The organism is Succinimonas sp., from assembly GCF_045225735.1.
In the GTDB taxonomy this organism is placed as follows: domain Bacteria; phylum Pseudomonadota; class Gammaproteobacteria; order Enterobacterales; family Succinivibrionaceae; genus Succinimonas.
This window is the reverse complement of the sequence record NZ_JBGVBR010000185.1, coordinates 1-18889: the sequence shown is the minus strand read 5'-3', so window position 1 is coordinate 18889 and position 18889 is coordinate 1. Positions and strand designations below refer to the sequence as shown.

The following is an 18889-nucleotide window of genomic DNA, read 5'->3' as shown; positions in this document are numbered from 1 at the left end:
AATTGAGTGCGAAGACGCATATCACCCGGAGAAAAAGATCGGGTCAGACTGCGGAAAAATTAAAGAAAGATTACAATGAAACAAAGGCCACGCGACCTTGTGGCGTTAAGGGTATCACCCCCGGCGGCTTTTGTCTAGTAAAATTTGAGATCCGTCTCAATATCCAAAGTCAGTCCCTGTTCCGCAGTAAAAAACCGGCCCGGCGGTGAAGGTTTCCGGATCAGGCATCAAGGAAGTCCAGATCCGTGTCGAGACAGTTATGATCAAGCTCCTCCACAAAGCTGCTGGCACCGGTATTATATGTCCCATAGTAGGACATCCGGGTCTGGGCATATGACAGGAAAAGAAGCTCCTTGGCTCTGGTGATCGCAACGTAGGCCAGCCGGCGCTCCTCTTCAAGACGCTCATCCTCTTTTTCAAAGCTGCTGTACCGCTCCAGCGGCAGCAATCCCTGTTCAAAACCGGCAATTATCACCGCCCCGAATTCCAGTCCTTTGGAACAGTGAATAGTCATCAGATTGACAGCGTGGTTTTCTTCGCTTTTGAGAAGCTCAGAGCTGGGCATAAGAGCGGCAGACGCTAAATATATCTGAATAAAATCTCTTAAAGAGTATTTATTATCGCTGTTATCTGCATCATCTTCTTCATCTGATTCCGGTTCCGCCATTCCCTGAGCCTCAATCCCCTGATCCTCAACTTCCAGATAATCACGGTTGGCAATATCTGATATCAGCTCATCAAGATTGCCCGTGCGGTCAATGCTTCTGTCGGCTTCCTCCTTGGCTGTTTTTTCCTGATAATAATCACGAAGACCGCTGTCCGTAATCACGCTTTTCAGAAATGCGGCGATATCCTCGCTCTTGCCGGGAATTTCCTCAAGACGGGCGGCAAACCCCTTAATCAGCGCAATAAAATCCTTAAGAGGCCGTGATTTGTTTTTGGTGACATACATTTCGGCAGCCCGAAACATGCTTACGCCAAACTCATGATGCAAAGCCTCAATTTTACTCAGGGTAACCTTGCCGATTTTACGGGAGGGAACATTGACGATTCTGCTGAATGAAATGTTATCCTCAGGATTGATTATCAGCCGGAGATAGGCAAGGGCGTTTTTGACCTCCTCCCGGTCATAAAAGCGCGCGCCGCCATAAATGTTATATTCTATGCCGTACGCAACCAGCTCTTTTTCAATGAGACGAGACTGCGCGTTGGTGCGGTAGAGAACGGCAATATCAGAGGGATCCCGGCCTAGATTGTCCACAAGCTTTCTGATGGTTTTGGCGATTTCTTCAGCTTCGTCGTTGTTATCATAGGATTCCAATAGCTTGACCATGGTGGCATCCGGGTTATGAGTAATCAGATTCTTTTCCGCCAGATGCCTGGTATTATTCTTTATCAGACTGTTAGCATTGCTCAGAATAGCCTTTGTGGAACGGTAATTCTGCACCAGCTTGATCATTTTTACCGGGGCAAATTCCTTCTGAAAATAAAACATATTCTCCGCTGCCGCGCCGCGCCAGCCGTAAATAGACTGATCATCATCTCCCACTATAAGAACATTAGCCGGCTTCTTTTCGGGATCCAGGTTTTCCGCGCCGCTTATCAGCTTCAGCCAGCGATACTGCAGGCTGTTGGTATCCTGAAACTCGTCCACCAGAATTTCCTGAAATTTCATCCGGATATACTGTCTTACCCGCGGCTGATTCTCAATAAGCTCGCAGGTTCTGAGAATAAGCTCCTCAAAATCTGCCTGATCGCTTTTATCGCATCTGTTCTGATACTGAGCATAAACATCATAAAAGCTGGGCAGAATACTCTCTCCCTCCATGCCAGGACGATTTCCCCGCGCCTTTTCATCCATGATTTTCTGAAGATAGTTGCGGGCATTGTATTTGACATTGTTAACCCAGACCTCTGCCGGCAGCTTCAGTTCCTCCATCACCTTCTTAACCACAGACAGCTGATCGGCAGTATCAATAATGGTGAAATTTCTGGTGAGTCCGGCTTCAGCGGCAAAATTTCTGAGTATATGAGAGGATGCCGTATGAAAGGTATAAGCCCAAAGCCGGCGGGAACTGTGCTCTCCCAGAATAAGAGCCAAACGATCCCTCATTTCCCTGGCGGCCTTATTGGTAAAGGTTACTGCCAATATACGGTTTGCATCCACCCCGCAGCGTTCCACCAGATAGGCAATGCGGGAAACCAGCACCCGTGTTTTCCCGGTACCGGCTCCTGCCAGCACCAGAATATTCTGCCGCGGAGCTGTTACAGCTTCCTTCTGTTCCTCGTTTAACCCGGCGGTAATCTGATCAGAATCTTTCATTTTTGGGTATTCCTGTCATTTAAGAAACCAGCTAAAAAAACAGCCTGCTCTGCTGTTTTCCGGAAACTGTTCCACGTGGAACATTATGAAAAAAAACGGACAACACCGCTGTATTTCCGTGAAACACCATATTGTTCCACGTGGAACATTTTGCTATAACCAGTTACATGATTAGCTCCGGAACCGTCCGGCAAAATTATAGCAGTAAATCAATAAGCTCCCGAATGTGGGAAATCATAACATGAGGGAGAGACATGATCTCTCGTTCCGGTTTCCGGTACTGCGTCTGCCAGCAAACCTGACAGCCGAAACGCAGGGCTCCTGAGATGTCATTCAGGGGATCATCTCCGACAAACAGCAATTCCGAGGGAGAAATCCCGTAGTAACCGGCAGCCATCCAAAACAAATCTCCGGCCGGCTTCGGAGAAAAACCTGACACCGGTCGCCAGATGTGTTCAAAGACCGGGGCAAGACGCGTTCTTTTCATATCGGCATTACCGTTGGACAATGCCGCCAGAGGATAATGTTTACGAAGAACCAGCAGAGTTTCCAGCGCATCATCCGGTATTTCTATCCGGGAACGCACCCTGATAAATTCCTCGGTAATGCCATGAGCCAGAACACCGGCCTCCTCCCTGGGATATCCGAAATCCAAAAGGATCTGCCGGTAAGCAAAATACCGCACCATGGAAACATCCGCTGCCAGATCCGGACATTCTCTTATGACAGCCGCTTTGGTTTCAGCATATTCTTCCGGAGATAAAGTCCGGCCGCCGAGATAATGTTTCCCGGCAAACTCTCTGATATATCTTTCGGCAGCAGCTATCGGAACCGTATTGTCGTAAAGGGTATCATCAAGATCAAAGCATATCGCCCGAGGTCTTGTGAAGGATTTAAAGAAAATCACTTTGTCCCGTCTTTTTCGCTGTTCAGGTTATCCCCTTGATTTTCGCTGCTCTTCAGCGCCAGAGGATGATTTTTGTCATACACCTTTTTAAGATCTCCGATGTCCAGATGGAGATAAACACCGGTAGTATTAGTTGAGGCATGCCCCATCAACTCCTGAATGACCTTAATATCAGCCCCGCCCCGGAGCATTTCCGTGGCAAAGGAATGTCTGAGCTTGTGAGGATGAACCTGTACCGGAAGAGCTTGTTCCAGCCCCTTCTTCTTGATCATGATCTGCACCGCTCTGGTGGTCAGCGGATTGCCGTATCTGTTAATAAAGACATTGGAGCATAACGGTTCATAGGTATCTCTGACATGGTACCATCTCGTAAGAGCTCTGATCCCGTAATCGCCGCAGGGAACATACCGCTCCTTGTTACCTTTACCTACCACATGCAGCATGCCGTGTTCCAGATCCACGTCCTCCAATGTCAGCGAAACCGCCTCTGCCACCCGTAAACCGCTGGAAAACAAAAGCTCGATAATGGCATTGTCCCGGTAATCCCGCGGCTCCGGATTCGGCGGCAGCTTTATCAGTTCGCTGAACTGATCTTCTGTAAGGTATTCCGGAAGCTTGGGCTGATACTTTGGTGTTTCTATATTTAACATGAAATCATTGCTGACCCGCCCTTTGCTGCGCAGGAATTTATGAAAGCTTCTTAAAACGCTCAGAAAATGAGCCTTGGATCTGCCGGACATGCGTTTGGAGGGATCATTAAGATTTTCCAGCGCGCGGAGAATTTTGCGGATGTTTACCGGAGTGACATCTTCCCAGGATCTGATTTCCGGATACAAATTATAGAGCTCATACACTGCCCTTTTAAGGGTAAGCCGGTATGATTCCACTGTTTTTTCGCTGTAATTGCGTTCCAGAATCAGATATTCCAGAAAATCAGCTACGGGAGGAAAGAGAGAATTCTCCTGAAAAGAAAAACCATCATCGGATGTCATTTAGTCCATCTCCGAAAATTTCTGCAACAGAACATGCAAAAAGAACCAGCGGAAGGCAACGGCTGGCTGCAAGCGTCAGATTTCAACCATGCCGCTGAATACAAAATTTACCCGGGCGGTGAGAGAAACGGAACCGTCATTGTTCCGGCACACCTCCTCGGTTCCCGACCTTGAAACAATCTTTACGGGAGAGTCCAGAATATCATGCATGAAGCCGGCAACAGCGCTTACTGCAGCTCCGGTTCCGGAGGACGGGCATTCCCCCTTTTCCTGACGATAGCTCCTTAACGACAATTCATGCCTGTTTATCACTTCCATGAAATCAACCTGGGGAGCCCCGGAAAAGCGATCCAATGCTGCCAGAGCCTGCCCCATGCCCGCGGCATCCGCCTTTTCCAAATCACAGGATTCCACTATCACATGAACATCCGGAAATCCGATCACCGACACCAGAACCCCTTTTTTGCCGTATTCCAAAATGTAGGTCTTTTCCTGCTTCTTGGTTTTAAAGCCCAAACGGGAGGGATCGAAAACCGGCAGTCCCAGATTTGCGGAAATCTCATTTTCGTCAGAGACATCAAGAGTCATCAGACCGCCGTTATACCCGGCCCTGATGCGGGAACGGTTTATGAGCCGGCGGTCTCTGACAAAACGCCCCATGGCAAGAGAGGCATGACCGCTCAGGGGACGCTCCTGTCCGGAAGCTCCGAACACCCTGAAATAGAAATCAGTATCCGGATCATAAGGGGGTTCCACCAGAGCAAATTCCGAAAACCCCACTCCGGTACAGCGCCGGGCCCATTTTGAGATCTTTTCAGGCACTGGGAAAATTTTTTCGGTTACGGCATCCATAACCATAAAATCCTGTCCCAGACACTCCATTTTTGAAAAATGGACAAGCATTGACCTCTCCCTGTTCCCTGCGCCATCACCGCTCTCAGGCCATTAGGTTCGCCGGCGGAACCTGACGACTGTTAAAGCTCTTCCCCGCGCCAGAGATCTTCGGGGGATTCTCTTCTGCGGATCACCCGGTGCTCTGTTCCAGATACCATAACCTCGCAGGGCCGGGTTCTGGAATTGTAGTTCGACGACATGGAGAAGCCGTACGCCCCGGCTCCCTGCATCACCAGATAATCTCCGGGCTTAACCCTGAGGCTTCTTTCCTTGCCCAGAAAATCTCCGGTTTCGCATACCGGACCTACTACATTGAATACCTTCTCCGGAATGCTTTCATCCGCTTCAGCCTCTTCGATTTTCATCCATGCCTGATAAAGAGAAGGTCTGATCATATCATTCATGGCCGTATCAACAATGCAGAAATCCGTCAGTTCACCTTCCTTCAAATACTCGCAGCGAGAAACCAGGACACCGGCATTGGCCACCATGGATCTGCCGGGTTCGCAGATAAGGAGGAGACCCAGCCCCTGAATTTTCTTTAAAATCGTTTCCATATAAGCTTTCCGGGAGGGCGGCACTTCATCGTTGTAAACGACGCCCAGGCCGCCGCCCACATCGATATGCTTCAGATTAATGCCCTCCTCTCTGAGTCTTGCAATGAGCCGGATCACACGATCAATGGCATCCTCAAAGGGGGACAGGCTGGTGAGCTGAGAGCCGATGTGACAGTCTATGCCCACAATCTCAAGACCGGGCAGATCCCGGGCCTTTTTATAAAGACTGAAGGCTCTTTCCACCGGCACCCCGAATTTGTTGGATTTAAGCCCGGTGGAAATGTAAGGATGGGTTCCGGCATCCACATCAGGATTCACTCTGACGGAAACCCGGGCGGTTTTGCCGGCGGCAGCGGCGATGCTGCTTATCCGTTCCATTTCCGCCTCTGATTCCACATTGAAGGAGAGAATCCCCGCATCCAGAGCAAAGGTTATCTCCTTTTCTGTTTTGGCTACGCCCGAATACACCACCCTGGCAGGATCTCCGCCGGCCTTAAGCACCCGGGCCAGTTCGCCTCCTGACACAATATCAAATCCGGCCCCCAGGGAAGCCATAAGCCTGAGCACGGAAAGATTGCTGTTGGCCTTTACGGCATAGCAGATCAGGTGCGGAAAATCACCGGCGCTTTTATCAAATTCGCTGAAGTGATCCCTCAGCGCCTTTTCTGAATAAATATACAGGGGAGTGCCGTACTGCAAGGCCAGAGAAGATACTGAAACTCCTTCAGCCATCATTGAGCCTTTTTCATTGCGTTCAAAAGTTTCCATGTCAAATACCTCTTTTCAGGAATAATGCCCAGCGCGCGGAAAGTTATTTTAGCAGCTAACAGGCGGATATCATCAGATATTTGCAAAATCCGGATGCTCCGCTGGAAGGAACCGGCTCACAATAATCGGAAAAGGACAGAAAAGAAAAAAAAAAACAGCTACTCCCTGTCTGTTTCCGGAGTTTCATCTGCCGGCGCCGCAGGAGAAGCCGGATTCAAAGAAGGATCTTCTGACAAAACCCCGGGCTCAGCAGTCTTCTCATCGCTGCTCTCCTCAGGAAGGTACAGTCCTCCTTTAAGTCCGCATCCTGAAAGCAGCGACATCAATATCAGCGCGATAAAAAACTGTCTCTTAATCACCGAAACCCCCGTCTCTTTATGGAAAATTCATGAGTCCTTTCCGGATTGCTACGGCACCGCCAAAGGAACAATACTCAATCCGTCGCCGGAAACGCGGTAGTACTGCGGCAGATTGAAATACTGCCGGCATCTCACATATCTGTTGCTTTCATTGTCCAAAAGCTTGGCATAATGCCGGTTGATATCCAGCACCAGTTCTCTGATGTTTCCGGTAAATCGCCGATAAACCTTTATCCGGCGCTCGGTGTCAGAATTAAAGATATCCCAGACACCCGGCGCCACCTCCTGAAAGAAGAACTGATGAAGTCCCGTGGTAGCGCTGTTAAGCACCGCTTCCGGCACATCCTGAGGATCCTGAGGGATTTCGTTGTCCCCCAGTGTCACCGAAAGCCCCTGGTAATTACAGGAAATAACGTAGTCATTTCCGGAAATGTTAATCTTGAAAAAGCCCTTTTGCGGATTGTTTATGCAGCTTCTGATTTTTTCCAGAACATCCAGCATTCCGGCCCGGATATAAACCTCCAGAGCCTTGCCGTACTGAAAAAACACCAAAGACCGCAGGGAATGCTCCTTTCTGTGAAAAAATCTGCCGACATCCTTCACAAAGTCGGTAATGCAGTGATTGGTGTCTGTTTCGGAATAGCTGTTTACAAAAAACTGATTCCAGGAGGTTCTCAGCACCATAATCACCGAACCGATAAGGGAGATTCTTTTGCTGCCGACTGAAAAGATATTGGTGGCATTAATGTTTTCATCCCCGTTTTTCAAAAGCTCGCCGGCGGGATCTCTTTCCAGATTTACAAAAACCGCCACATCCCTGACCATTTCCGGGTTGAGCAGATCCTCATTTGTTATCTTGCCGGAGATTTCCGGAAAAGAACGGGAAAGATCGTTCGTAAACTCACGGATTCTGGGGCCGGTAAGAATCGGGTTCCGGGTATGAACGCTGATAGAGGTCTTTTCTGATATCATCCCGTTGACCCAGCACTCCACAATGGCAGATCCCAGATCCGGAAAAAATGCCAAAGGCTTCTTCTGACTGATCATCACCCGATCCATCCGGCTCTGGGCATAGACATACCAGCCGTTGCGGCATACCCCGGAAGCCCCCGCCTCCACAAAGGTGATGCTGCTCTCGGCAGCAATCTGACCGATATTGAGGTTGTAGATCTTGATTTTTCCCGGAGAAGTATCAAAGGCAGTGTACAGCTTGCGGCTGAGCACCCGGATATCTCTGAAACGGATGGAATCCTTGATATTGTTCCGAATGCCGAAATTTAAAAGAGCCTTGTAGCTTTGCATCATGCTGTCAAAAAGGATGCCGTACACTCGGCGCACCTCGTTAATATGCCAGCGGAATCTTTCATCGATAAAGCTGAGTTCCCGGTCAGACCAGTTCCAGTCCTTCAGAAGGCGGTAAAACAGTTTTTTGCGTTCCGCCCGAATGTCAGAGTCCGCCATTGCCTTCATGCCGGCGGAGATCTTGAAATAAAAGCAGAGCTTTAACAGATATTCCCGCTGCGGATCCTGCTGTTGTTCCAGATATTTGGCGATTTTCAGATAACAGCAGTAATAGGAATCCATCTCCGGAACATAACGGTCATTTTTCTGAATGGTATCCCGGATAAGAATGGACAGGAGCTCCGTATCGGGATATTCGGCACTGTAAACCTCCATCAGCATGATTTTAAGCGCCGCTTTGAAGGGATAATCTATGCCCTTGTAAAGAAGCCAGAGAGCGGAACCGTAATACTCGTCCACCGGAATCTTTCCCACGCTTCCCAGATCCAGCCATTCTTCCCTTTTGATAATCTTCTTCCGGAAAAGCCCCTCGACATACTGACTGTAATTCTTTTCATATTCGCGGGGAACCAGCATCCAAACAAGCTTCTGCCCGCCAAGATAGATGGAACTGCGATAAAACTCATCCAGAAGAAAAAGCTTCTGAGCGCTGCCGCAGCTTTCCTCGTCCGTGCGCTGATCGTTCTGGGGATTGGTAAACTGATCCTCCTTGACTATAAAAAGATTGATCTCCACCCCGCGATCTTCCGCCTTTTGCCGGATTACCTCGCATTTTTTTTCCAGAAGAGCGATTTTTTCAGCGCTCATATGCCGGGAAACGCAGACCCAGTAGTCAATATCTGATTTCGGCCCCTGACCGATGGATGAGGTGCTGCCCATGCAGTAAAGGGCCAGAATGGATTCATCGCGGGAAATAATGGAATAGTAACCGGCGCTGCCGCTTAAGGAAGAAATATAAGCCTGCTGTTCCGGGGTCAGCTCAAAATTGCGGATGCCGTGAGGAACCTCCGCGCCATCCGGAGAATCCTCAACATAAGACGGAACCGCCAGATGATTGTAATGCAAAAAAACCGGAACAAGATTAAAGATTTCCTGAGCCTCGGGATTCATCATGGAAAGAGCGCGGGCAATTCTTGCCCGGTTGTTTTCCAGATAGCGCTGTTCATATATCTTGGTACGGGAATAATCAAAATCCATATCAGCCGCAAGTGCAAAAATTCAGATTAAAAGCCTTTGTCAGCAATATCAGCCATGTTCAGCATTCGCAAAAATCACCCCGGATAATTAAGCTTTACCGCCTCCTGATAAAATAAAGCCGCCTGTTCCGGATGGCCCGATTTCAGAAGACACTGGCCGAGCTTAATATAGTAAAGCGGCCGGGGCCGCTCCCTGACCAGCACTTCAAACATTTCCCGGGCTTCCCTGGTTTCATCAAGAAAAAGATGCATATTTGCCCGGGCCGCCAGCATAGCAAATGATGTTTCCTCGCTGTCAAGGCTGTTTAAAAGATCCAAAATGCTCCGATCGCCGATATTCCAAGCGGCAATTCCTGCAAAAGCCTGCTCCCGCACCTCCGGATCCTTCAGCAGTCTGCTCACCAGCTTATAGGCCCGATCGGATTCTCCCAGGGCAAAAAGCCTTTCGCCGAATGCCAAAATCACCTCCGGGCGTCCGGAAATATCCCGGGGCAGATCCTTCTGCATCTGCCGCAGCACCGAAACATCCTTAAGGCAGCCGATCTCCTTAACAATGCGGCTGGTAATGAAGCGGTAAAAATTGCCGTCATTCAAAAGGCCTTCCCGGACGAAGCACTCGCGGTTATCTTCAATTTCCGCATATTTGTTCAGGGCGGCCAGCGCTTCAAAATATACCTTATTAACCAGATGATGATCCTTGTGATTGTTTCTCAGGGCTTCGGCAATGCGGAGAGCGCTCAGCCACTCCTTTCGGGAGAGACATTCCTGCGCCTTGAACAGACAGACCGCAAAGGCATCTTCAGCATCAGCGCTGTTCACAAGATCATGCCCCCGGGCTGCCCGATCCGGATCGCCGCTCCTATATCCTCCGGCAATGGCCAGCAGTCTTGAAATTTCAGGCACAGTTGACCACTTCAGCGATTTTTCTGCAGAGTCCTGAGCCTGACAGTAATCCCCGGTGAGATAGGCTCTTACCGCTTTTGCCAGCCGTCTGTCCGCCTTGCGGGTGCGGGAATCGTTAAACCAGGACATAAGTCCGCCCTTCACTCCCAGTAGCCAGCCCAGAAGCCCCAAAGCGAGATAAAACAGAAGCATGAACACCAGCAGAATGATAACACCTGCCGCCACGCTGGTTTCTATCACGTAGGAGGCAATCTCAATATGCAAAAGCCCCTGATTGCCGGAAAGCATCGGCGCAAAGAAAAGCAAAGCAACTATCAGCGCCAGGATGGTAACAAACTTTATCATGTACGTCCCTATATAATATCCGTCAGGTGTTACTGTTCTTTTCTTTCTGTCGTTTTCAGGTAACTGCGCATGGTAACCTGACTTTCAAGGTGCGTCGGCGGCGTTACATTTTCTACCGGAGCCAGGGAGGCCTTTATCTGCTCTCTGGTGTTTATCACCACCTTGTCCCCGTTGTCAAAATACCTTTTGATAAGGTAGTCAGCTCTTATGAGGCTCTTTTGAAAGAGCTTGAGATCCCCGCGGTAAAAGGCCGTCTGCGCCGTCAGGAGATAGCCTCTGATATTTTCCCGGAGGGCTGCTTCGCTGCTGACATCAATGAGCTCCGGATCCTCGGGCTGCTTTTTCCGGACAGTGATAAAGCTGTCCATAAACTGCCCCAGAGAGTTCATAAGATTCTGCCGCCATTCGGAAAAGTCTCCCGAAATATCCTTTTTCTCCTGAACGGAGCCTGCGGTTGATTTCAGGGATTTCAGCGGAAAAAGTCCCACATTGAATGAAAGCTCCTGCAGCCTGAGCAGCATGCCCTCCCGGTCTATCCTGGGCATATTCCCCAGAGTATTAATATCCTTGGCCAGAGAAGCGCGGAGTTCCCGGGCCCGGGGATCGTCCAGACCTCTTATCAGGTCATCGGCATTCTGAAGCAGAATCCTGGCAGTTACATAATCCTGGTCGGCCAGCATCTTGCGATCGGCAATGTTAATAAGAAATACCGCCTCGTAAATCTGCCACAGTTCATCCGGCGCCGTATCTCCGGACTTGTTCAGAAGCTCCCGCAAAGCCTGATTAATTCTCTCCTGCTCCCTCTTGAGACTGTTTACCTGTCCGTTCAGCCGGGACTCCGAGGATCTGATATCTGTCTGAAACTCGGTTTTAATACCGGAGGACATTCTGTTTATCAGGCTGCGGAGCTCCTGATTCTCAGCGCGGAGCTCGCTTACAGCGCTGTCATAGTTTTTCGGGAGCGGACGCTTTGACAGATCTGAATTCTGCGACCATATCGCTCCGGAGATCAGAATTATCAAAAGTCCCAGTCCGCAGGAAATAATCACGCCCTTTTTCAGTCTTTTTACCGACTTCTCAAGATCCTCCAGACGCTCCTGACTTTCCTGCCCGGCATAATCCTGAACAGGCTTATTTGCGGCTGAATTTTCGGCATTGCCGCCTGCTGCGTCCGGATTTTCAGCATTAGCAGAAGTCCGGCCTTCCGCATCCCCGGGATCCGTAAAAGACTTTACTGCATCCGCATCCTGCAGCGAAGCAGGGGAATCCTCATTTTTCTGTTCATTTTCCATGATTTCGTTTTTATCTGACATAGCGGGCATCTACCTTAAATTAATATGATCATTATAACAAAACATAGCAAAGCACCGCAAAAAAAGGCAGGTAACATCCTGCCTTCACAATCCTGTTTTTTTCGGTTTTTGTCCGCTTTCCAGCAGGCATTTACTGCTGCTTTTTGGCGAGTTCTCTTTCCGCTATGGCAAGAAGCTCGGCAAGCTCTTCCCGGGGGGCCGCGCCGCAGAGAATGGTAACCTTATAATGATCACCGTTATCCGCTACCGCCAAAGCGCATCCCAGCGTTCCCGCAAATGAAAACTCCCAGCCCCGCACGGCCGGCAGAGGACGCAAATCCCCGCCGTGGAAAGAATCCATCAGGGCCTGCGCATAGGCCTTGGCCGCGCTGAAATGCTTCTTTGCTTCCGCATCAACGGCTACCGTCAGAGAGGCCCCGTCTCTGGCAAACCGGATCCGATCCGGGAGCCGTTCCGTAAGCTTCCAGGTAGCCAAAGCGTCCGCCCCTGCGGCAACCGTCTGAACTGTCAGAACCCCGCAGACAAACAAGGCCGCCTTACGGATTAAGGAACTGGACATACGACAAATCCTGAGTGACCTCATGGCAGTCATAGTTTAATTCTTCCAGATGGCGGTTAAAGACCTCAACGTCACGATCCTCCAGTTCAAAACAGCACAGCACGCTGCCGAATTCCATACCCCGGTTCCGATAATGGAAACAGGTGATGTTATATCTGGTGCCCAGAGTTTCCAGGAATCGCAGCAGAGAATCCTTAACCTCAGGGAATTCAAAGACGTAAGCTTTTTCAGACAGGGTCTTCTGCGGATGTCCGCCAATCATGTAACGCACATGATTCTTAGCCAGCAGATTGTCAGTCATGTTGGTGACCTCATAACCGCCGGCGCGCAGACTTTCAATAATTGACAACAGCTCTTCATCGCCGTTGGAAAGGTGCACGCTCACAAAAATTCTGGCCTCATCGGGATCTGCGTAGCGGTAATTGAATTCCGTTACGGAGCGCCCGCCCAGTCTCTTGCAAAACTCCAGGAATGCTCCTTTCTTTTCGGGAATTTTGACCGAGAGAATGCCTTCTGCTCTTTCGCCCACCTCGCAGCGCTCGGAGACAAATCTCAAAGTATGGAATTTCAGATTGGCCCCAGACAGAATTGCCGCCATGGTAATATCGGGATTTCCCCTGAGTTCCGGATGACTCTGCATGTATTTCTTTATGCCGGCCAGAGACAAAGCCCCGCTGGGCTCTGAAATCGCCCGGGTATCATCAAAGATATCCCGCATGGCAGCGCAGATTTCATCATTGGAGCAAAGAACAATGTCATCTACATTATCCTTGAGAATCCTGAAGGTCTCATCGCCGATTCTCTTCACGGCCACTCCGTCGGCAAACAGCGAAACCTTGTCCAGAGTCACCGGCTCTCCGGCATCAAGAGCAGCCTTAAGACAGGCACTGCCCTCGGACTCCACGGCAATAACCTTAATGTCCGGCCGGATCTGCTTAATGTAAATAGCCATCCCCGCGGCCAGACCGCCGCCGCCCACCTGAATAAATACATGGGTGATATGGCTGTTCTGCTTGATAATTTCCTGAGCGATGGTTCCCTGTCCGGCCAGCACATCCGGATCGTCGTAGGGCGGGATCAGCGTATAGCCGTTAACATCTGCGAGGCGCCGGCTCTCGGCATATGCCTCGTCAAACGTTGACCCGAACAGCACCACATTGCCGCCGAACCTTCTTACAGCGTCAATCTTGATATCCGGAGTGGAATTCGGCATCACAATGGTTGCCTTGATGCCGAGACGGGTTCCTGTCAGAGCTACCCCCTGAGCATGGTTTCCGGCTGAAGCCGCAATTACTCCCCGGGCCAGAGCCTCCTTGGAAAGTCCGGCAATCTTGTTATAAGCCCCGCGCAGCTTAAAGGAGTGCACCACCTGGCGATCCTCGCGCTTCAAAAGCACATTTACTCCGAGCTTTTCGCTCATTTTGTCCATTTTCTGCAGGGGCGTAATCTTTGCTATTTCATATACTGGAGATAACAGTATTTTGCGCACATACTGTTCCGGTGTCGGTTGTTCCATTTTAATATTTGTCCTCATCATAATATAAGCAGGGGGAAAGCCCCCTGCTCATGTTAACAGCCTGAACTCAGTTTTCTTAAAATCAGCCCAGTTTACCGAGATCGCGGACACCGCCCCGGTCAGCAGATGCGGCCAGCGCGGCATAGGCCATAAGAGAACGGGAAACCTCACGGTCTCTCTTCAGAGGCTTCCAGGCCCGATCCCCCGCTGCATTCATCGCCTCTCTCCGGCTTCTGAGTTCCTCATCGGAAATCCTGATGCCGATGGAGCGATTCGGAATATCGATGTCAATGATATCCCCGGATTTGATAAGACCGATGTTGCCCTGATTAGCCGCCTCCGGAGAGACATGACCGATGGAAAGACCGGAGGTGCCGCCGGAGAAGCGGCCGTCAGTGATGAGAGCGCATTCCTTGCCCAGTCCCACGGACTTAAGATAGGAAGTGGGGTACAGCATTTCCTGCATTCCCGGGCCGCCCTTGGGGCCTTCGTAGCGGATAATAACCACATCCCCGGCCTTTACGCCGCCGTTAAGGATGCCCTCGACCGCATCCTCCTGACTCTCGAAGACCACGGCAGGTCCGGAGAATTTATAAATAGAGGAATCCACGCCTGCAGTCTTCACAATGCAGCCGTTTTCCGCCAGATTGCCGTAAAGCACAGCCAGACCGCCGTCCAGACTGTAGGCATGATCCCGGTTTCTGATACAGCCCTGTTCCCGGTCAAGATCCAGTTCCGGATAGGTGCAGGACTGACAGAAGGGATCAATGGTAACCTTGCCGCCGGGAGCGGCGCTGTACAGCTTCTTCACCGCTTCATCCGGATTTCTGAGCACATCATACTTATCCAGCTGTTCCTTCATGGTCATTCCCATAACGGTATGGACATTCTGATGAATCAGTCCCTGCCGATCCAGTTCACCCAGGATTGCCATTATGCCGCCCGCTCTGTGCACATCCTCCATGTGATATTTGGAGGTGGAGGGAGCTACCTTGCAGATGTGAGGAACCTTCCGGGAAAGACAGTCGATATCATTCATGGTGAAATCAACCCCGGCTTCCTGAGCCACGGCCAGAAGATGCAGCACCGTATTAGTGGAACCGCCCATGGAAATATCCAGCGTCATGGCATTTTCAAAGGCTTCCTTCGTTGCAATAGACTTGGGAAGCACGGAAGCATCGTCATGCTCGTACCAGGCGCGGGCCATTTCCACGATTCTGCGGGCCGCATTCACAAACAGATCTCTCCGGAACACATGAGTAGCCAAAAGAGAGCCGTTGCCAGGCTGAGACAGGCCGAGAGCCTCGGTAAGGCTGTTCATGGAATTTGCGGTAAACATGCCGGAGCAGGATCCGCAGGTGGGGCAGCCGTAATTCTCGGCCTCGTTGATTTCCTGATCGGTAATGTTCTTATCGGCAGCCAGGACCATGATATCAACCAGGTCAAGCTTGGTACGCCCGCCAATGGGCTTTTCGATCTGGCCGGCTTCCATGGGGCCGCCGGAAACAAAAATAACGGGAATATTAAGACGCATGGCGGCAATCAGCATGCCCGGGGTAACCTTGTCGCAATTGGAAATGCACACCAGAGCATCGGCCTTGTGAGCATTGCACATATACTCCACGCTGTCGGCAATAATTTCCCGGCTCGGCAATGAATAAAGCATGCCAGTATGCCCCATGGCAATGCCGTCATCCACCGCAATGGTATCAAATTCCTTGGCAATGCCGCCGGCCTTCTCAATTTCCCTGACTACCAGCTGACCGATGTCATGAAGATGCACATGACCGGGAACAAACTGAGTAAAAGAATTGGCAACGGCAATAATGGGCTTCCCGAAATCCCCATCCTTCATACCGGTTGCCCGCCACAAAGCCCGGGCTCCGGCCATGTTCCTTCCTTCATAGGTCACACTGGAACGATATTTCGGCATTTTTATTCTCCTGAGAAATAAATCCTGAACAACGTCAAAAATAATAAAAACCAAAAGCCTGTATGAAAAAGCTTTTGGCCTTGAACTGTCATATGAAATCCGGCAAAAACGCCCTGTTACTGCACAGGATACAGCCAATTCCATTTATCTTCAGTTTCCCCACTGAAAAGACCGAAGAAAGCCTTCTGCAGATCCTCTGTTACCGAACCTCTGGATCCGGATCCGATCTCGTAGCCGTCTACGGCGCGCACCGGAGTAATCTCAGCGGCAGAACCGGTCATGAATACCTCATCGGCAAGATAAAGAGCTTCTCTGGGGATCTGCTCTACCTGAACCTGATAGCCGCGATCCCGGGCCAGCTTGATGACAGTATCTCTGGTAATGCCCGGCAAAAGGCCGCAGGTAATGGGAGCGGTATATAAAACGCCGTCCTTCACCAGGAAGATGTTTTCTCCGGATCCCTCGGAAAGGTAGCCGTTAACATCAAGAGCGATGCCCTCGTCATAACCGTGCTCCTTGGCCTCGTTGGAAATCAGCAGGGAGGACAGATAATTGCCGGCGGCCTTGGCTCCAGTGGGAATGGTGTCCGGAGCTAAACGGCGCCAGGAGGACACGCCCACGGAAACGCCGCGTCTCATGCCTTCTTCGCTGAGATAGGCTCCCCATTTGACAATTCCGATAATAGTATTGATCTCCGCATCCTTCGGCGGCTTTACCCCCAGACCGACATCGCCGATAAAGGCCAGCGGACGAATATAGCCGGAATCAACGCCGTTTTCTTTAATGGTATTGCATACGGCATCGCAAAGAGCATCAACGGAATAGGGAATTTCTATGCGATAGATATGGCCGGAGTTGCGGAAGCGCTGCATATGCTCCTTAAGACGGAAAACAGCCGTTCCGTTATTGGTCTTATAAGCGCGAATACCCTCAAATACAGCAGTGCCGTAATGAAGAGCGTGAGTCATAACGCTGACCTTTGCTTCCTGCCAGGGAACAAAATTGCCATTAAACCAGATAAACTTAGTAATTTCTTTACCAGCCATAGTAATACCTACTTATACACCCCTGCTGCTTCAGGTTAAAACTTTTTTAAATTCAAGCAGAATGCAAATCCGCCTGACCGTCCCTGCGTACACTGCATCCGGAACGCGCAGAAAAAAACGAAGAAAGCTGCGCTATCACCCCGTTTTCCAGAAAAAGGAATACCGCGCAAAATCATCAGGCAGTTTGCATTTTACAACAACAGAAGCGAAACATATACGGGTTATGATTCATTTTTAGCATATCCGCCGGCCAGGGCAGCGTTTTTTCGCCGCAAAGCCGCTGCTTCCGTTTCGGATCCTTTTTCTAAAGTTTACACAACAACCGCTATCTCCGGTAAAATATACCTCAGTTAAAAGAGGCCTTATATGTTAAGTTTTCTCCCGGCTTGGTTAAACATCTGCATCACCCTTTTTCTGCTGATAATATGCACTGCGGCAGTATCCTTTGCCATCTGCGCGGTGGCTTTTCTGCGTCTTATGTGCTTCGGTCTTGGGCATAAATTTTTTATCAGGACAGCAAACAAATGCATGAGGTGGTGGCTTCGGCGCATCCGCGAAATCATGAAAATCACCAATAATGCGGATTGGCAATGCGAAATTCCCATAAGCGCGGAGCATAACGATTCTTACCTTCTGATATCAAATCATATCAGCTGGCTTGATACCCTGGTTCTGGCAGCGGTTTTTGCTGATCTCCGGCCGGTTCCCAAATTTTTTCTGAAGCATTCTCTGCTTTACGTGCCGTTTGTGGGATGGGCCTGCTGGGGGCTGGACATGCCATTTTTGCGGAGATATTCCCGGACATATCTTCTCAAGCATCCCGAAAAGCGTTTTACCGATATCGAAACCTCCCGGGAGGCGTGCAAAAAATTTTCCGGAGTTCCGACAATGATGGTGATTTTCCCGGAAGGCACCCGTTTCACCCCGGAGAAAAGGGATCTCTCCAAATCTCCCTACCGTCATCTCATGCAGCCCAAACCCACCACCATTGCCGTGGCTCTCGAGAGTCTGGGGCGGCAATTCAACAAAATTATTGATGTCACCCTCTGCTATCCGGACAATCCGAAAACCCCTTTCCGGGATTTTCTGGCGGGGAGACTGAAGAAGGTGTGCATCAGCATAAGAGAAATAGAAATTACCGATAATCTCCGCGGCAGCTATCTTACCGATAAGCAGTACAAGCGGAGCTTTTCTCTCTGGCTCAAGGAGCTGTGGCAAAGAAAAGAACAGAAAATGTCTGCTATGAAGGGAGAGACGGGAGAAAACGAAAAGGCAGAAACAGGAGAAAGAGCAGAGAACGACAATTCAGAACAAGCCCGGTCGCCTTCTGAGTAATGCTTCCGGCGCCGAGACTGATTCCGCCCCGGAAAAAGTCAGGGACACGCCGGCTGAACGGCGGAACTTACTGAAAGGCTAAATCTAAATGAGAAGTAAAAAGGAGGATGTTTTCCGCATCCTCCTTTGCTTTTTGCTCTTGTGTCTCAATAGTAAGCAAACACAGCCCGCCCGGTAATCGCAGGGATTGAGCTCAGGCTGTTATTTACCGTCTTTTCCTGCGGCGGCAGGAGCTTCTCCGCCGTCTGTCTTCTTATCATCAAGCTCTAGGAGATGCTTAACCAAAGCATAGTACTCCGCAATGCCGTTAGTGCCCCGGGCAATTATGATGTACTTTCCGTTAACCACCACGGCAGGAACCCCCTGTATTTTGGAGTCCTCTGTATTCTGACGGTACTGAGCAGCCATGGTGCTTACCGGGAATGATTTGTACTGAGCCTCAAAGGTATGAGCCGGCACTCCAAGTTCCTCAAAAATTCTTACCACATCATCATGAGACTGGGGCACCTTATTCTGGTTGAACACCTCATCATCGACCTTGGTTACAAAGGCCTCGGCAACATTAAGATTGACTGCCGCGGCATAAGCCTTCTGAAATTCCGGCCCCATGCTGCCGCCCAGATAATGCACCGGATTCTGGG

General features: G+C 50.1%; 15 protein-coding genes. 1 reads left to right on the top strand and 14 read right to left on the bottom strand.

What is annotated here, in order from left to right; genetic code table 11:
* Nucleotides 1-220 precede the first annotated feature (220 nt).
* The 13 genes from ACJROR_RS06575 to ACJROR_RS06515 all read right to left on the bottom strand — a co-directional run bounded on the left by ACJROR_RS06575 (nucleotide 221) and on the right by ACJROR_RS06515 (nucleotide 16913).
* Complete coding sequence (locus ACJROR_RS06575; RefSeq protein WP_406546408.1) at nucleotides 221-2323, bottom strand: ATP-dependent helicase; 2103 nt, start codon at nucleotides 2321-2323, stop codon at nucleotides 221-223.
* 196 nt (nucleotides 2324-2519) lie between these two features.
* Nucleotides 2520-3230, bottom strand: coding sequence for an HAD family hydrolase (locus ACJROR_RS06570; RefSeq protein WP_406546407.1), 711 nt, complete (start codon nucleotides 3228-3230; stop codon nucleotides 2520-2522).
* Nucleotides 3227-4222 carry a tyrosine recombinase XerC gene (locus ACJROR_RS06565; protein WP_406042316.1) on the bottom strand — a complete coding sequence of 332 codons (996 nt, stop codon included), beginning with the start codon at nucleotides 4220-4222 and terminating at the stop codon, nucleotides 3227-3229. The genes ACJROR_RS06570 and ACJROR_RS06565 overlap by 4 nt, the downstream gene beginning before the upstream one ends.
* A 75-nt stretch (nucleotides 4223-4297) precedes the next feature.
* Nucleotides 4298-5125: a diaminopimelate epimerase gene (gene dapF, locus ACJROR_RS06560; RefSeq protein WP_406546406.1), complete on the bottom strand. Its 828-nt coding sequence runs from the start codon at nucleotides 5123-5125 to the stop codon at nucleotides 4298-4300.
* Nucleotides 5126-5196: 71 nt separating this feature from the next.
* A complete protein-coding gene (lysA, locus tag ACJROR_RS06555; protein WP_406042320.1) occupies nucleotides 5197-6441 on the bottom strand; it encodes a diaminopimelate decarboxylase in 1245 nt (414 codons plus the stop codon).
* Between the two features lie 158 nt (nucleotides 6442-6599).
* On the bottom strand, nucleotides 6600-6800 hold the full coding sequence (locus tag ACJROR_RS06550; RefSeq protein ID WP_406042322.1) for a lipoprotein: 201 nt from the start codon (nucleotides 6798-6800) through the stop codon (nucleotides 6600-6602).
* Nucleotides 6801-6848: 48 nt separating this feature from the next.
* Entirely contained in the window at nucleotides 6849-9299 is a 2451-nt protein-coding gene (locus tag ACJROR_RS06545; RefSeq protein WP_406546404.1) for a class I adenylate cyclase, read from the bottom strand.
* 74 nt (nucleotides 9300-9373) lie between these two features.
* Nucleotides 9374-10546 carry a heme biosynthesis HemY N-terminal domain-containing protein gene (locus ACJROR_RS06540; RefSeq protein ID WP_406042326.1) on the bottom strand — a complete coding sequence of 391 codons (1173 nt, stop codon included), beginning with the start codon at nucleotides 10544-10546 and terminating at the stop codon, nucleotides 9374-9376.
* Between the two features lie 29 nt (nucleotides 10547-10575).
* Nucleotides 10576-11859 carry a uroporphyrinogen-III C-methyltransferase gene (locus ACJROR_RS06535; RefSeq protein WP_406546402.1) on the bottom strand — a complete coding sequence of 428 codons (1284 nt, stop codon included), beginning with the start codon at nucleotides 11857-11859 and terminating at the stop codon, nucleotides 10576-10578.
* Nucleotides 11860-11989: 130 nt separating this feature from the next.
* Nucleotides 11990-12418 (bottom strand): hypothetical protein, encoded by a 429-nt coding sequence (locus tag ACJROR_RS06530; protein WP_406546401.1) that lies wholly within the window; start codon nucleotides 12416-12418, stop codon nucleotides 11990-11992.
* Entirely contained in the window at nucleotides 12396-13934 is a 1539-nt protein-coding gene (gene ilvA / locus ACJROR_RS06525; RefSeq protein WP_406546400.1) for a threonine ammonia-lyase, biosynthetic, read from the bottom strand. Before ilvA ends, ACJROR_RS06530 begins: the two co-directional genes overlap by 23 nt.
* A gap of 82 nt (nucleotides 13935-14016) precedes the next feature.
* Entirely contained in the window at nucleotides 14017-15867 is a 1851-nt protein-coding gene (gene ilvD, locus ACJROR_RS06520; RefSeq protein ID WP_406042334.1) for a dihydroxy-acid dehydratase, read from the bottom strand.
* A gap of 116 nt (nucleotides 15868-15983) precedes the next feature.
* Complete coding sequence (locus ACJROR_RS06515; RefSeq protein ID WP_406042336.1) at nucleotides 15984-16913, bottom strand: branched-chain amino acid transaminase; 930 nt, start codon at nucleotides 16911-16913, stop codon at nucleotides 15984-15986.
* Between the two features lie 366 nt (nucleotides 16914-17279).
* Between ACJROR_RS06515 and ACJROR_RS06510 the strand changes: the two genes are divergently transcribed.
* Nucleotides 17280-18248, top strand: a complete 969-nt coding sequence (locus tag ACJROR_RS06510; protein ID WP_406546399.1) for an acetyltransferase — start codon at nucleotides 17280-17282, stop codon at nucleotides 18246-18248.
* Nucleotides 18249-18449: 201 nt separating this feature from the next.
* On the opposite strand, the gene ACJROR_RS06505 is transcribed toward ACJROR_RS06510, so the two are convergent.
* Nucleotides 18450-18889: DsbA family protein (locus tag ACJROR_RS06505; protein ID WP_406546398.1), on the bottom strand; the 440-nt coding region annotated here is incomplete at its 5' end.

What these genes read in the sequence shown, in the direction of transcription:
- ACJROR_RS06565 (WP_406042316.1), bottom strand. Translation starts at nt 4,222, where the DNA reads ATGACATCCGATGATGGTTTTTCTTTTCAGGAGAATTCTCTCTTTCCT.
- ACJROR_RS06510 (WP_406546399.1), top strand. Translation starts at nt 17,280, where the DNA reads ATGTTAAGTTTTCTCCCGGCTTGGTTAAACATCTGCATCACCCTTTTT.
- lysA (WP_406042320.1), bottom strand. Translation starts at nt 6,441, where the DNA reads ATGGAAACTTTTGAACGCAATGAAAAAGGCTCAATGATGGCTGAAGGA.
- ACJROR_RS06545 (WP_406546404.1), bottom strand. Translation starts at nt 9,299, where the DNA reads ATGGATTTTGATTATTCCCGTACCAAGATATATGAACAGCGCTATCTG.
- ACJROR_RS06575 (WP_406546408.1), bottom strand. Translation starts at nt 2,323, where the DNA reads ATGAAAGATTCTGATCAGATTACCGCCGGGTTAAACGAGGAACAGAAG.
- ACJROR_RS06515 (WP_406042336.1), bottom strand. Translation starts at nt 16,913, where the DNA reads ATGGCTGGTAAAGAAATTACTAAGTTTATCTGGTTTAATGGCAATTTT.
- ilvD (WP_406042334.1), bottom strand. Translation starts at nt 15,867, where the DNA reads ATGCCGAAATATCGTTCCAGTGTGACCTATGAAGGAAGGAACATGGCC.
- ACJROR_RS06535 (WP_406546402.1), bottom strand. Translation starts at nt 11,859, where the DNA reads ATGTCAGATAAAAACGAAATCATGGAAAATGAACAGAAAAATGAGGAT.
- ACJROR_RS06530 (WP_406546401.1), bottom strand. Translation starts at nt 12,418, where the DNA reads ATGTCCAGTTCCTTAATCCGTAAGGCGGCCTTGTTTGTCTGCGGGGTT.
- ilvA (WP_406546400.1), bottom strand. Translation starts at nt 13,934, where the DNA reads ATGGAACAACCGACACCGGAACAGTATGTGCGCAAAATACTGTTATCT.
- dapF (WP_406546406.1), bottom strand. Translation starts at nt 5,125, where the DNA reads ATGCTTGTCCATTTTTCAAAAATGGAGTGTCTGGGACAGGATTTTATG.
- ACJROR_RS06540 (WP_406042326.1), bottom strand. Translation starts at nt 10,546, where the DNA reads ATGATAAAGTTTGTTACCATCCTGGCGCTGATAGTTGCTTTGCTTTTC.